At 72.5% G+C, this 13,478-nt stretch carries 12 protein-coding genes; 3 read left to right on the forward strand and 9 right to left on the reverse strand.

Going from position 1 to position 13,478, the window contains the following annotated elements; translation table 11 throughout:
* Positions 1-306: 306 nt before the first annotated feature.
* The 5 genes from IH45_RS0141375 to IH45_RS0141395 all read right to left on the reverse strand — a co-directional run bounded on the left by IH45_RS0141375 (position 307) and on the right by IH45_RS0141395 (position 6,204).
* Positions 307-972: a GntR family transcriptional regulator gene (locus IH45_RS0141375; RefSeq protein ID WP_030681814.1), complete on the reverse strand. Its 666-nt coding sequence runs from the start codon at positions 970-972 to the stop codon at positions 307-309.
* Between the two features lie 140 nt (positions 973-1,112).
* On the reverse strand, positions 1,113-2,672 hold the full coding sequence (locus IH45_RS0141380) for an ArnT family glycosyltransferase (protein ID WP_050515562.1): 1,560 nt from the start codon (positions 2,670-2,672) through the stop codon (positions 1,113-1,115).
* A gap of 359 nt (positions 2,673-3,031) precedes the next feature.
* Positions 3,032-4,426: a sensor histidine kinase gene (locus IH45_RS0141385; protein ID WP_030681820.1), complete on the reverse strand. Its 1,395-nt coding sequence runs from the start codon at positions 4,424-4,426 to the stop codon at positions 3,032-3,034.
* Entirely contained in the window at positions 4,423-5,175 is a 753-nt protein-coding gene (locus tag IH45_RS0141390; RefSeq protein WP_234440883.1) for a hypothetical protein, read from the reverse strand. The genes IH45_RS0141385 and IH45_RS0141390 overlap by 4 nt, the downstream gene beginning before the upstream one ends.
* A 444-nt stretch (positions 5,176-5,619) precedes the next feature.
* A complete protein-coding gene (locus tag IH45_RS0141395; protein ID WP_030681826.1) occupies positions 5,620-6,204 on the reverse strand; it encodes a TetR/AcrR family transcriptional regulator in 585 nt (194 codons plus the stop codon).
* A gap of 99 nt (positions 6,205-6,303) precedes the next feature.
* On the opposite strand from IH45_RS0141395, the gene IH45_RS0141400 reads away from it, so the two are divergent.
* Positions 6,304-6,762 carry a nuclear transport factor 2 family protein gene (locus tag IH45_RS0141400; protein WP_030681827.1) on the forward strand — a complete coding sequence of 153 codons (459 nt, stop codon included), beginning with the start codon at positions 6,304-6,306 and terminating at the stop codon, positions 6,760-6,762.
* Positions 6,763-6,891: 129 nt separating this feature from the next.
* Here the strand turns inward: IH45_RS0141400 and IH45_RS0141405 are convergent, their stop codons facing one another.
* The 3 genes from IH45_RS0141405 to IH45_RS0141415 all read right to left on the reverse strand — a co-directional run bounded on the left by IH45_RS0141405 (position 6,892) and on the right by IH45_RS0141415 (position 10,481).
* On the reverse strand, positions 6,892-8,496 hold the full coding sequence (locus tag IH45_RS0141405) for a M4 family metallopeptidase (RefSeq protein WP_030681830.1): 1,605 nt from the start codon (positions 8,494-8,496) through the stop codon (positions 6,892-6,894).
* 316 nt (positions 8,497-8,812) lie between these two features.
* Entirely contained in the window at positions 8,813-9,340 is a 528-nt protein-coding gene (locus tag IH45_RS0141410) for a DUF4232 domain-containing protein (protein ID WP_030681833.1), read from the reverse strand.
* Positions 9,341-9,557: 217 nt separating this feature from the next.
* The gene (locus IH45_RS0141415; RefSeq protein ID WP_030681836.1) at positions 9,558-10,481 is read right to left on the reverse strand and encodes a LysR family transcriptional regulator; all 924 of its coding nucleotides are present in this window, start codon (positions 10,479-10,481) and stop codon (positions 9,558-9,560) included.
* A 120-nt stretch (positions 10,482-10,601) separates the two neighbouring features.
* Between IH45_RS0141415 and IH45_RS0141420 the strand changes: the two genes are divergently transcribed.
* The gene (locus IH45_RS0141420; RefSeq protein WP_030681839.1) at positions 10,602-11,453 is read left to right on the forward strand and encodes an alpha/beta fold hydrolase; all 852 of its coding nucleotides are present in this window, start codon (positions 10,602-10,604) and stop codon (positions 11,451-11,453) included.
* 65 nt (positions 11,454-11,518) lie between these two features.
* Here IH45_RS0141420 and IH45_RS0141425 read toward each other — a convergent pair whose 3' ends face one another.
* The gene (locus tag IH45_RS0141425) at positions 11,519-12,664 is read right to left on the reverse strand and encodes a right-handed parallel beta-helix repeat-containing protein (RefSeq protein ID WP_030681842.1); all 1,146 of its coding nucleotides are present in this window, start codon (positions 12,662-12,664) and stop codon (positions 11,519-11,521) included.
* A 156-nt stretch (positions 12,665-12,820) separates the two neighbouring features.
* On the opposite strand from IH45_RS0141425, the gene IH45_RS0141430 reads away from it, so the two are divergent.
* Positions 12,821-13,478, forward strand: a 658-nt coding sequence (locus tag IH45_RS0141430; protein ID WP_234440884.1) for a flavin reductase family protein, incomplete at its 3' end; no start/stop codon positions are given.

The raw sequence follows: 13,478 nt of genomic DNA on the forward strand, positions 1-13,478 counted from the left end.
GGGCCGGCCGGGCGCCGCGCCGTGGGCGGCCTGCGCCGCGGGAAGGAGGAGGCCCACCGAAAGAACGGCACTCAGCAGACCCTTGCGCACAGTGCGTAACGGAAACACCGGCTGCTCCTGGGTAGAGGGTGTGGGGGCATGTGCTGTGCCGCGCGGCATCAACTACCGCGCTGTGAAGGGCAGTTGCTGGCCCGGCAGACCGCGGCGATCCCCGTAACCTAGTAATGTGACATTGCACTGACAACCCGTCGGATGCGGCTTTCGGTGCTTGGGCTGTTCAGGGGTGTGAACCCGCGCCCGGCCGCTTCACCGCCCCGGCACCGTACGCGCCCACAGCGACCTCACGTGCCCGAGATGCCGCGCCATGCACGCCTCGGCCCCCTCGGCGTCGCCCGCCAGCGCCAGGTCCAGCAGCTCCAGGTGCTCCTGCGCCGACGGCAGCAGCTCGCCGCGCTTGTCGAGGCCGGTCAGGCCGTACAGGCGGGAGCGTTTGCGCAGGTCGCCTACGGTCTCCACGAGGCGCGCGTTACCGGAGAGGGCGAGCAGGTCCAGGTGGAAGCGGCGGTCGGCCTCCAGGTAGCCGATGAGGTCGTGGGCCCGCGCGGCGGCGACGATCTGCTCGGCGAGCGGGCGGAGCGCCGCCAGCTGCTCGCGGGAGGCGGTGCGGGCCACCCGGCCCACGGTCGGCACTTCGATCAGGGCCCGTATCTCCGCGAACTGGTCCAGGTCGCGCTCGCTCACCTCGGTGACCCGGAAGCCCTTGTTGCGCACCGGCTCGACCAGTCCCTCGCGCGCGAGGTCGAGCATGGCCTCCCGTACGGGCGTCGCCGAGATCCCGAACCCGGCGGCGAGCGCGGGGGCGGAGTACACGGTGCCGGGCCGGAGTTCACCGGCGATCAGGGCAGCGCGCAGGGCGTGGGCGGCCCGGTCGCGCAGCCGTTCCTGGCCGGTGATCGGTCCGAGGTGCTGCACATCGCCCCCTGGCTGGGCCCCGCGACGGGCGTCTGCGTACCCGGCGTGAACTGGGGCCCAGCGTACAAGGTGATGCGGTGTCAGGGGATGTGTGCGGATGTGCCGGGGTGCGGCCCGGCGGTCGGCGAGGCCGAGGCGGGCTACCGGGGTGTCCGGTGGAGTTTGAAGGTGCCCTGCGGCTCGGAGCCGAACGGCCCCGCATGGGCGTCGAACGAGGACCCGCCGTACCGCTTGTCCAGTACGGACAGCGACCAGGTCGCCGGAGCGGCGAGCAGGGCCAGACAGGCGGCGGCGAGACCGAGGGCGCCGAGCGGGCGGCGGCGTGCCCGGAGCCGGCGGGCGAGCGTCGCGCCTCCGAGGGCCACGACTGCGAGCAGTCCGGCCGCCGCGACGAGCGGCGTCAGCCACGGCGCGAAGTCCGCCTGTCCGGCCACGAGATAGCCGGCCCAGGACGCCTGCGCAGCGACGGCTGCGGGGAGGACGAGGCGGGCGGCGCGGCTGCCGCCGTCCGCGCGGTGGGCGCGCCACAGTGCGACGGCCCCGGCCGCGCTCAGGGCCGCGAGCGCGGGTGCCAGACCCGCCACGTACGCCGTGTGCGGTACGGGTGCGACGCTCAGCACCGCCGCCGTGGTCAGCAGCCAGGTGCCCCACATCACGTAACCGGCGCGCGTCCGGTCCGTACGGGGCCGCCCGCGGCTGCGGAACAGGCCGAAGACGAGGCTGATCAGGGCGAGCGGGTAGAGCCAGCCGATCTGCCGCACCAGGCGTTCGCCGACCAGCTTGTGCGCGGGGTTGTTCTCCGGGTCCGAAGCCGTGATGCCGCCGCGCTTGCCGCTCTGCGCGGCGCCGCCGCCACCGGACTTCGCGGCCCCGTCCGTGCTGAAGGTGTTGCCGGCCGCGTTGCCCGACTGCCCGAGCCGGCCGAACCCGTTGTAGTAGAAGACCATGGAGAAGGCACTGTCGCCCGAGGTGCCGCCCACCCGCGGACGGACGTCCTTGGGTGTGAACGTCATCAGCAGCACCCAGGACAGCGACACCGCGACCATGACCACCCCGGCGGTCAGCAGGTGGCCGAGCCGCCTGCGGAGCGTGACCGGCGCCGCGAGCAGGTACCCCACGGCGAGCGCGGGCACGATCAGCCACGCCTGCATCATCTTGGCCTGGAAGCCCAGCCCCACCCAGACCCCGGCCAGCAGCAGCGCTCCGAGCCGGCCGCCCCGCACGGCCCGCTGGTACTGATCGACCGCCAGCACCAGGCACATGATCAGGGCCGCGTCGGGGATCGCGTGGCCGAACATGGAGGCGGCCACGGGGGTGAGGGTGAAGAGTCCGGCTGCCAGGAGTCCGGCCGCGGCGCCCTGCCAGCGGCGTACGACGCGGTACATGACCAGGACGGAGATGACGCCCTCGATGCACTGCGGCAGGGTCAGCGCCCAGTCGTGGAAGCCGAAGAGGCGGGCGGAGAGGGCCTGCGGCCACAGGAAGCCGCCGATCTTGTCGAGGGTGACGGTGGCGGCGGAGTCGAAGGTGGTGAAGAGGAACGCCTTCCAGCTCTCGGTCATGCTGCGGGCGGCGGTCGAGTAGAACGGCGCCAGGCCGCTGCTGGTGAGGTTCCACGCGTACAGCAGTCCGGCCAGCGCGGCGACGCCGAGCAGGGCGGGGCGCGCCCACGGGGGCTGCCCGTCGGGGGAGCGCCACAACTCCCAGCGGCGGCGCGGGCGTCGGCGGGGCGCCGCGCGCCGGGGCGCGCGCGGCGCGGGGGGGGGGGGGGGGGGCGGGAAAGGGGGCGAACGCACCGGGGGGGCGGGCCTTGGAACTGCGGGCGGGGCGGGACGTCCGCGCCGATGCTGGCCCCCTGAGGCGGGACGGACAAGGGAGGCTGCCGACCGGGAATTGTCCGGAAGATGACGGCGCAGCTCAGCGGAGCGGGCGTCGCGGCTTTCCGGACAATGCCGGTGCGGCAGGCCGCCGTCCGGCGGTGTGCGGGCGGTACGGCATGCGTCGTACGGCGGGTACGAGGGAGGTGTGCCGGCAGGTCGTCACGGGGGCGTGGCGGCCGTTACGAGGCCGTGGTGTCCCGGGATGCGGGCTCGTCGCCACCGTCCTCCGCCGCCCGGGCGCCGTCCGTGTCCTCCGCCGCCGGGCCGCCGTCCGCGGCGCGCCGGTCCGTGCGCGGCGGGCGGACGGTGAGTTCGGCGACGGCACCGCCGTCCGGGGCGTTCGAGAAGCGCAGGGTCGTACCGAGGACGCGCGCCTGCCCGACGGCGATCGTCAGCCCGAGCCCGTGCCCGCCGTCCTTCCGGCCGTTCTTCGGGCGGCTGCGGAAGCGCTGCGGGCCCTCGGCGAGCAGCTCGTCGGGGTAGCCGTCGCCGTGGTCGCGCACCGTGACGACCGGCCCGTCCACGGTCAGGACCACCGGCGGACGGCCGTGCTTGTGCGCGTTGACGACGAGGTTGCCCAGAACCCGCTCCAGCCTGCGCTGGTCGGTCTCCACCTCGCAGTCCCGCGCCACCCGCACCTCGGCCTCCAGCCCGGAGGCCCGCACGGCGCGCTCGGCCAGCGGCCCGAGCCGGTGCACGTCGAGGTCGGCGCGCTCCACCTCCGCGTCCAGCCGGGAGATCTCCAGCAGGTCCTCGGTCAGCCGGCGCATGGCCTGCACGCGCTCCTGGACCATCTCGGTGGGCCGCCCCGGCGGCAGCAGCTCGGCGGCCGCGTGCAGTCCGGTGAGCGGGGTGCGCAGCTCATGGGCGACATCGGCGGTGAACCGCTGCTCGCTGTGCAGCTTGCTCTGCAGGCTCGCGGCCATCGCGTCGAGCGCGGCGGCCACGGCGGCGGTCTCGTCCCGGGCGTACTCGGGCCGCCGCGCGCGGGGGTCGTCCACCCGGGCGTCGAGGTCACCGGTGCTGATGCGGCGGGCCACCAGCGCGGTGCGGTGCAGACGCCGGGTGACGCTCCGGGTGGCGTACAGGCCGACCACGAGGGTCAGCGTGATCGCGACGGCCGCGGACCCGATGATGGCCTGGTCCAGGCCGCTGATCACGGCCGCCCGCTGGCTGTAGTCCTGGCCGACGGCCAGCGCCTTGCCGTCGGCCGGTGCGACCGCCCACATGGTCGGGCGGCCGTTCCGCTGCCCGAGCTGGGTGCCGCGCTCGCCCCGCCGCGCCATGTCGCGCAGGGCGGGCGGCAGCTCCGGCGGGTTCAGGCGCGCGTCGCGGCCGAGCGGCTCCCCGGCTACGTACGACGTGACGACCGAGTCCAGGCGTACCAGCGCGGCGTCCCTGGCTTGCTCCTCCGTCTGCCGGCTGACCAGGACGTGGACCAGGATGCCGAGCACCGCGGCCAGGAAGCAGCACATGACCATGATGAACAGGACGGCCTTCCAGCGCAGCGTCGCCGTCCAGGACGGCAGGCGCAGCCGCCGGCGCGCGCGGTCCCGGGCCGTACGGGCGCTCATCGCGTGGCCCTCGGGCGCGCGGGCGCGGTGCGGCCCGGAACGCCGGGCCGCCGCGGGTCGAACTCCATCGCCCGCAGCTCCATGGCCTGCGCGCGCTCGTCCCAGGAGTAGACCGTGCGCATCTCGTACCCGGCCGAGTCGCTGGGCTCCCGGAGGATGACGTCCTGGCCGGTCACCTCGACGGACAGCGGCCGGGCGGCGGCGTCCATGATGCGGGTGACTTTCTTGTCGCGGACCGTGAAGACCCATATGGCCAGCAGATCGTCCGTACCCTCCGCTATGCCGACGATCAGCTCGTCCTTCCCGTCGCCGTTGAGGTCCCGGTAGCGGGGGGCCCGTACGGGGCACTTCGCCTGCTGCCGCCGGTCGGCGGTGCAGCGGCGGATCTCCCGCAGGGTGCCCTGGCCGAACTGCGGCCCGGTGTGCCCGTCACCGCCCGCACGGGTCTGCGCCTTGACGATGTTCAGCCACGACGCCCGGCGGATGTCCCCCGACGGCACGTCGGGTACCCCGTGCAGCGGCGCGGGCCTGGTGTCCGTGCTCCCCTTGCCGTCCGCGGGCCGGGGCGGCAGCGGGGGCTCGTCCCACAGCTGCGCGGGGGCCGAGACGGCCGGCGCCGGCCCGGCGCTGCGCGCTTCGCCGGTCCCGGTACAGCCGCCGACCAGAGAAACCGCCGTCGCCCCGGCGAGGGCCGGCAGCCAGACCCGCGCCTGTCCGGGGAGCGGCGGCCGTGGGCGGGGAAAAGGCACAGTGTTTCCAGTCGGTGGCTTACAGGAGCGCGGGCCGTCGGGCCCACGCGAACATGATGTTGGCTCTTTTCTGTTGCGGCAATCCGGCGGTTGTGTAACGACCACCCATAAGGCCTTGAACGGTGCCGTTACCGCGCCCTGATATGGGCGTGCGGCTCCGACGGGGAGCCTTCCGGCAGTGCGCCGGCGACCTCGGCCGGCCGCTGCCCCGGCCCGGCCACCAAGCTCATCCGCTCCGGAGCCGATTCGCCGACGGGTGGGCGGCGGCGTGGACAAGAGGAACGCGGAATTCGCGTGTGAAGCGCCGGAGAATTCACGCAGCCGTGTGGACGCGACGCATGCGGCGGACCGTCCGGCTACGTGCCCGATTCCGGATACGCGGGCGACGGCCCGGTATTCCGCAAGCGCTCACCGGCGCATTACCCGCTGCGCCCTCCGGAATCCTCAGCCGTTCCCCGTTTCACCCGGAATCGCCGCCGCCACCAGCGCCACGGCAGCCTCGCGGGCCCGCAGCGCCGTGTCCGGATCGCCGCTGATCGTGGCCGTGGTGATCGCGCCGTCGAGCAGCAGCGCCAGCTGTCCGGCCAGTGCTTGCGGGGTGCCGGCGGGCAGCTTCCGTACGAGACCGGCGAGGTAGGCGTGCACGGCGTCTTTGTGGTCGCGCGCGGCGCGGGCCACGCCTTCCGACACGGCGCCCAGTTCCCCGTACGCGTTGATGAACGCGCAGCCGCGGAAGCCGGGCTCGGTGAACCAGGTGTGCAGCCAGTCGAAGACGGCGGCCGGCGCGTCCCGCGGCGTGGCCGCGTGCGTGTCGACATATCCGGCGAGGGAGGTGCGCCAGCGTTCGTCGCGGTGCCGCAGATACGCCTCCACCAGCTCGTGTTTGGAGGGGAAGGACTGGTACAGCCGCTTCAGCGACACGCCCGACGCGCCGCGGATCTCGTCCATGCCCACGGCTTGTATGCCCCGTGCGTAGAACAGCTCCTCGGCGGCGTCCAGCAGCCGTACCCGGGCTTCTTCCTGCTGCACAGCGCCTCCCGCTTTCCCTGAGAACGATCGTTCTCTAGAGTAGCGGACAGCGCGGAGAACGCACGTTCTCCGTGTGGTTCCCCCTGCAAGGAGGCCGTCATGGCACCACGTCCCCCGCTCCCGCCGTTCGACCGGGAGGCCGCGCTGAAGAAGGTCCGGGCCGCCGAGGACGCCTGGAACACCTGCGATCCCGAACACGTCGCGCTCGCCTACACCGAGGACTCGGTCTGGCGGAACCGGGACACCTTCCTCACCGGCCGCGCCGAGATCACGGCCTTCCTCCGCGACAAGTGGGCGCGGGAGCGCGACTACGCCCTGCGCAAGGAACTGTGGGCCTACCAGGACGACCGGATCGCGGTGCGCTTCCAGTACGAGTGCCGCGACGCGGACGGCCAGTGGTGGCGCAGCTACGGCAACGAGCTGTGGGAGTTCACCGGTGAAGGGCTGATGCGGCGCCGGGAGGCGAGCATCAATGACGTACGGATCAGCGCGGCGGAGCGGCGCATCTTCGGCCCGCGGCCGGACGCGGAGAGCGGGGCCCTCATCCCGGTGTGGTGACCTGGGCGCGGCCCCGGCGCCGTGACGCGCTCCGCCCCGCCGGGAGACCCGGCGGGGCGGAGCCGTGCGGTGGTGCGGCGCGGCCGTTGACGACGACGGGGCGCGCCGGAGGCCTGCGTCCGAGGACGCCTACTTCACGTTGATGCCGGTCCAGGCGGCAGCGACCGTCTTGTACTCGGTGCTGTTGGCGCCGTACAGGTCGGCGGCGGCCTTCAGCGTGCCGGTGCGGGCGCCCGCGTACTTCGTGGTGGAGGTGAAGTACGTGGTCAGCGCGCGGTACCAGATCTTCTCGGCCTTGGCGCGGCCGATGCCGGTGACCTTCGAGTTGTCGTAGGTCGGGCTGTTGTAGGTCACGCCGTTGATCGTCTTCGTGCCGCTGCCCTCGGACACCAGGTAGAACCAGTGGTTGGCCGGGCCCGAGGAGTAGTGCACGTCGACGCCGCCCAGCGACGAGGACCAGTAGTCCTTGGACGCGCCGTCCTTCGAGGGCTTGTCCATGTAGCGCAGCGGGGTGCCGTCACCGTTGATGTCGATCTTCTCGCCGATGAGGTAGTCGCCCTTATCGACCGCGTTGTTGGCGTAGAACTCGGCCGCCGTGCCGAAGATGTCGGACGTCGCCTCGTTCAGGCCGCCGGACTCGCCGCTGTAGTTGAGCTTGGCGGTGGCGGCGGTGACGCCGTGGCTCATCTCGTGGGCGGCCACGTCCAGCGCGGTCAGCGGGTTGCTGTTGTTCTGGCCGTCGCCGTACGTCATGCAGAAGCAGGAGTCCTGCCAGAACGCGTTGACGTAGCTGTTGCCGTAGTGCACGCGGGAGTACGCGGCCTTGCCGTCGTTGCGGATGCCGCTGCGGCCGTGCACGTTCTTGTAGTAGTCCCAGGTCACCGCCGCACCGTAGTGCGCGTCGACGGCTGCGGTCTGGCGGCCGCCGCCCCACTTGTCGTCCGCGTCGGTGAAGAGCGTGCCGGTGCCGGACGTGCCCTGACGCAGGTCGTACGTCTTGTGGCCGCCGCGGGCGCCGTCGGTGAGGTTGTAGGTGCTGCCGCTCTTGGTGGTGGTGAGCGGGACGGTGCCGCTGTACGAGCTGGTGCCCGTGCCGGTCTCGATCGTCTCGTCCTGGAAGAGCTTCTTGCCGGTCTTCGCGTCGGTGACGACGTGCAGCTCGCTGGGTGTGCCGTCCTTCTGGACGCCGGTGACCACGGTCTCGTACGCGAGGACCGGCTTGCCGGAGGCGGCCCAGATCACCTTGCGCGGCGCGTTCTTGGCCGCGGCCCTGGTGTTCTTCTCGGCGGCGGAGGCGGACAGCGCGCTCTTCTCGGCGGCGGCGGCCGGCTGCGCGGCGTCCGTGCTGGGCACGGCTATCTCGGCCTGCGTCGCCTTGTCGACCGAACGCGCGCCGTTCTTCTTCTCGTGTACGACCAGGTCCCCGCCGAGGACCGGCAGGCCCTCGTAGGTGCGCTCATAACGCGTGTGCACCGTGCCGTCCGCGTCCTTGATGACGTCGCGGACGAGCAGCTTCTCCTGGCCGCCGAGACCGATCTTCTGCGCGGTGACGGCGGCGTCCGCCTGGGCGCTCTTGATCGCGGTGACGCGCTGCTGGCCGGACAGCGCGAGGGCGCCGGTCGCGGCGTCGGGCTGGGCGGTCGCCGATCCGGTCTGGAAGGCGACCGCGACCATGGCGGCGGAGGCGACCAGGGCGGCGGCGCGGAGGGCGTGCTTGCGGGGGGTGGGGGTCATGCGTCTCAACTCAGTCTCCTAGCGCGGGCCGTACGGTTGCGGCCCGGATGAGGGGGAGGACGGGCCCTGTCGGGCCGCCCGGTGGTGCAGGAGTGAATCGAGAGGAGAGTGCCATCACCTGACCGTCCTTGTCAGGTCTTCAACAAGGATTTCACATGGGGTTTGACGAAATGCGGTTGTTTGTCAGCGATTTATGATCGGTCGGCGGTCGATTTTGTGAACAAGATTGTGAACGAGAAGTGGACGAGGCCCGGCATCCGCTGACGGATGCCGGGCCTGCGTACCCGTACGGTCCGGGCTGCCCGAGGAGGCTGCCTCAGGAAGTGGGCAGCTTCGCGGACCAAGCGGTCACGGACAGCGTGCCGTTGTCCACCTCCTGATCGAACGGGACGACGCTGTGCGAGTTGCTGCCCGTCGGCGAGATCTGGAGGTACTTGGCGTGCGCGGTGCCCGCGCCGGTGTGCGTCCACACCAGGTCGGCGTAGGCGCTCCCGCCCGGCTTCAGCGTCACCCGGTGGGCGCCCGGGTCCTTGGCGAAGTACGTGTCACCGTGCCGCGCCGTGGTCTTCAGCGCCGTGTGCCCGGCGCCCTCCAACGCCAGGCCGGGGTAGCCGGATATCGCGCAGGTGGTCTTGCCGGTGTTCTGCACCCGCAGGTACGTGCCCGCGTGGTTCATCCCGTACTGGCTCCCGCCCGCGTCCGTGGTGGTGGCTTTGAGCGTCCCCGGCTGGCACGCCCCGGCACCCGCCGGCGCGGCTCCGGCGGCGGAGGCGACACCCGTACCCGCTCCGGCGGCGAGCGCCACGGCGGCGGCAACGGCGGCAGCGGTACGCAGACCACGCATGGTCGATCAACTCCTCTCTCCCCGGACCACCGGGGAGAACGATCAGTGATGCACCCACCCGCCTGCCCCGTACGCACGGCTCGATACGTAACCGGTCGCGGCATCCACCACTCTCGGTCCAATCTGTGCGGCAGTGGGCGGGAACGTGCATCCCGTACTTCCTTGCTCGTACGCGACCCACCTTGGCCGCCGGCACTGTCGATCGGCTAACGGGCCGCTAACGTCCGGCTGCGGACAGCGCCGCACCGACCTCCGGGCAGCTCGCGCGGACGGTGTCCAGGAACGCGGCCAGCACGGGGGAGCGGTCGTGCGCGGCGAACGACAGGACCAGGTCGGGCAGGCGGGCCGGCGGGGTCACCCGGCAGAACCAGGCGCCCTTGCGCGGGACCGCCGTCATACGCGAGGGCCCCAGCCCGACGCCCACGCCGGACACGGCGAGGCCGATGATCGTGTGCACGTCCCGCGCGACCGTGGCGCCGCGCCAGGCCTCCGAGTCCTCGCCCAGCAGGGTGCGCAGCCCGGTGGCGATCGCGGGTTCGTCCTCACAGGACGCCACGATCAGATGCTGCTGCCGCAACTGCGCCACGCTCACCGAAGGACGGCCCGCGTACGGATGCGCCGTGCCGACGACGGCGGTCAGCTGATCGCGCCCGACGGTCACGGACACCAGGCGCTCCGCCCCGGGACCGCGCGGCGCCCCCAGCCCGATGGCCACGTCCAGCTCACCGGCGAGCAACGCGGCGGTGCTCCGGTTGGTCGCCATCTCGTGCAGCTCCAGCCGCACTTCGGGGCGTTCCCGTCCGAATCGCCCGAGCACTCCGGGGAGCGGGTCGAGCAGGGCCGAGGCGATGAACCCCAGCCGCAGCCTGCCCGTCTCGCCGCGGGCGGCGCGCTGCGCGTCGGTCACGGCCGACGCCATCTCCGCCAGGGCCCGCCGGGCCCGGTCGAGGAACGCCGTGCCCGCGGCCGTCGGGAAGACACCCTGCCGCGTACGGTCGAACAGCCGGGCACCGACGTCCCGTTCCAGGTCGGCGATCTGCTTGGACAGCGGGGGCTGCGCGATCCCGAGCGCGTCGGCCGCCCGGCCGAAGTGCTGGTGGTCGGCGAGGGCGAGGGCGTACCGCAGATGCCGCGCCTCCATGACCGGCTCCTTCCGTACGAGAGATGCCCGCGCCGGCGTGGCGATATCCGAAAAGTATCGTCGGCCCGCTTCCCAGATCTCAGCGTAGATGAGGGAGTCGCGAGGGGGTGTGCTGGGGCCATGTCCGACATCGATCCCGCATCCACGGTCTTCGTCTTCGTCCACGGCGCCTGGCACAGCTCGTGGCAGTGGGGAGCCACCCAGCGCGCGCTCGCCGCACTCGGCGCCGCGAGCGTCGCCGTCGACCTTCCGGGCCACGGCTTCGACGCGCCCGTACCCACGGGCTACGCCGTACCCGACCAGCCCGCCCTGACCACCGAGAAGTCGCAGCTCGCCGCCTTGACCATGGCGGAGTGCGCCGACTCCGTCCTGGCCACGCTGCGCGGCGTGCGCCACTTCCGTACCGTCGTGCTCGTCGCGCACAGTGCGGGCGGTGGCCCTGTGTCGCTGGCGGCCGAGCGCGCTCCCGAACTGGTGGACAGGATCGTCTACCTCTCCGCCTTCGTGCCCGCCGGACGGCCGCGCTTCGCCGACTACATCGCGGCGCCCGAGAACGCCGGCGCGCTCGGCGGGGGCCTGCCGCTCGGCGACCCGGCCGCGCTGGGCGCCATCCGTATCAACCCGCTGTCCCCCGACCCCGAGTACATCGAGGAGCTGCGGCAGACCCACTACGGCGACACCCCCGCGGACCGGTTCAGCCGCTGGCGCCTGGCGCTGAGCCCCGACCTGCCCCTTGCGGTCGTCGAGACCCCGGTGGAGGTGACCGCCCGGCGGTGGGGCCGGATACCCCGGGTGTTCCTGCGCTGCGCCGACGACCGGGCCCTGCCGCCCGCCACCCAGGACCTGATGATCACCGAAGCCGATCGCGCCATGCCCGGTCGCCCCTTCACGGTCCGTACGCTGCCGGGCAGCCACAGCCCGTTCGCGGCGCGGCCGGGTGAGCTCGCGGCGGCGCTGGTCGGGGCTGTGTAGTCGGCCGTGGCCGGAAACGCGGGCGCGCCTGTGATCGGGGCGCGCCCGCGCTCACCGTCCGCCGGTCAGTTCATGGTCGACCCGATGGGCGCACCGGTGGTCAGGAAGGTGGTCACCGGGAGCGAGCCGTCCGCCCGGCGCTGGCCGTACGCGGTACGGGCGTCCGTCGACCGGAACGTGGGCGTCGCCACCCCGCGGTCCCACGTGTTGCCGCTCGACACGGCGGCGGAGCCCACCTTCGCCGGCCGGCCGCCGTTGGCGACGGCCAGGTTCTTCGACAGGCGGGCCTTGCCGGTGGCGAAGTAAAAGCCCTCCTTCTTGTTGGCGTACGCCGTGTTGCGCGTCAGCACGGTCGCGCCGGGGTTGCTGTTCTCGGTGAAGCCGTGGAGCGTGTTGTCCCAGGCCGCGTTGTTGTTCACCACGTGCGCGGCGACCGTACCGCCGCCGCCCAGCTTGAAGCCGTTCCCGTTGCCCTCGAACGCCGGGTCGTTCCAGCGGTTCTTGCCGTTGCCGTACGCCCAGGTGTGCTCGATGGTGACCGGGCCGGCGAACTTCCACAGGTCCAGCCCGTCGTCCGCGTTGTTGAACAGCCGCGCCCCCGTGATCCGGTTGCCCTTGCCCGAACCGAATTTCACGGCGATGCCGTCGGCGTTCTGGCCGTGCGTGGCCGGGTCGAAATTGCCGTGGCTGTCCAGATTCTGTACGAGGTTGTCGTTGGTGCCCTCGCCGCGCAGCGTGAAGCCGGAGTTGCCGTTGTCGGCGGTGACCAGGTTCCTGAAGACGCCGCCGGTGGAGGAAGTGGCGACGAATCCATGGGCGGGGGACTTCTGGAACGTGAGGTTCTGGACGGTCCAGTAATCACCGGATATCCCGGCCAGCCAGGAACCGGCGGGCAGCTTCGACCCGTCGATCCGCACCTTCTCGTTGCCGTACGCGGTGAGGGTGATACGGGCCGCGGGCGTGCCGTCGGCGGCGCTCTTGAGGCTCTTCGCCGGGTAGTACGTACCGCCGCGCACCTGAATGGTGGTGCCGGCCTTGGCATGGGCGACGGCGTCCTGGAGGGCCGCGGTGGTCGACACGACGACGGTCTGCGAGGCCGCGCCGGCCATGCCCGGGGCGAGCCCCAGCCAGGCCCCTCCCGCGCCGGCGGCCACGGCGACGGCGGCGATGGCCAGGGGGCGGGTCCTGCGGTGACGACCGGTGCTGCTCACGACAGTTGATCCTTTCGTGGGGGACGGACGGTGAGCGGCGCCCCGGGCACGGGCCCGCCGGGCCGCTCTCCCTCTGGTGGCCGCCGCGCGCGAGAAGGTTGCCGCCGGGCCGCACCCGCGGGCCCGGCGCCCCGGCACGGATGGATACTGATCTTCATGCGTATCGACTTCGATCCCGAACAGTTCGACCGGCAGGGCTTCTACCGGCTGCTCACCGCTTCCGTGGTCCCGCGGCCCATCGCCTGGGTGTCCACCGTCTCCGCCGAGGGCGTGGCCAACCTCGCTCCGCACTCGTTCTTCAACATCGCCTGCGTCGCGCCGCCCATCCTGCAGTTCTCGGCCGTCGGCCGGAAGGATTCCCTCCGCAACGTCGAGGAGACCGGGCAGTTCGTGGTCAATTTCGCGCCGGAACAGCTCGCCGGGCAGATCAACGAGACGGCGACCGATTTCCCGCGCGGGATCAGCGAGTTCGACGAGGTGGGCGTGGCCGCCGAGCCGAGCCTGCGGGTCAAGCCGCCGCGGGTCGCGGACTCGCCGGTGGCCTTCGAATGCGAACTGCACAGCACGGTGCGGTTCGGTGATTCCACCGTCGTCTTCGGCCGGGTCGTGCACGCGGTCGTGTCGGAGGAGGTCATGGTCGACGGCCACCCGGAGATCGACAAGCTGAAGCCGCTGTCCCGGCTGGGCAAGGACGAGTGGGGGACGACCGGCGGCGTGCGGGAGATCTCCCGTATCCGGTACGCCGACTGGCAGGGCCCCCCCCCCCGGCCCCCCCCCGCCCCCGACCCGCTAACGGAGGACGTCCCCCCCCCCG

Source organism: Streptomyces rimosus subsp. rimosus (genome assembly GCF_000720725.1).
Classification (GTDB): domain Bacteria; phylum Actinomycetota; class Actinomycetes; order Streptomycetales; family Streptomycetaceae; genus Streptomyces; species Streptomyces rimosus_A.

Bases quoted from the DNA above. Each gene is read 5' to 3' on its own strand.
- IH45_RS0141385 (WP_030681820.1), bottom strand. From the start codon at position 4,426: ATGAGCGCCCGTACGGCCCGGGACCGCGCGCGCCGGCGGCTGCGCCTG.
- IH45_RS0141400 (WP_030681827.1), top strand. From the start codon at position 6,304: ATGGCACCACGTCCCCCGCTCCCGCCGTTCGACCGGGAGGCCGCGCTG.
- IH45_RS0141405 (WP_030681830.1), bottom strand. From the start codon at position 8,496: ATGACCCCCACCCCCCGCAAGCACGCCCTCCGCGCCGCCGCCCTGGTC.
- IH45_RS0141410 (WP_030681833.1), bottom strand. From the start codon at position 9,340: ATGCGTGGTCTGCGTACCGCTGCCGCCGTTGCCGCCGCCGTGGCGCTC.
- IH45_RS0141415 (WP_030681836.1), bottom strand. From the start codon at position 10,481: ATGGAGGCGCGGCATCTGCGGTACGCCCTCGCCCTCGCCGACCACCAG.
- IH45_RS0141420 (WP_030681839.1), top strand. From the start codon at position 10,602: ATGTCCGACATCGATCCCGCATCCACGGTCTTCGTCTTCGTCCACGGC.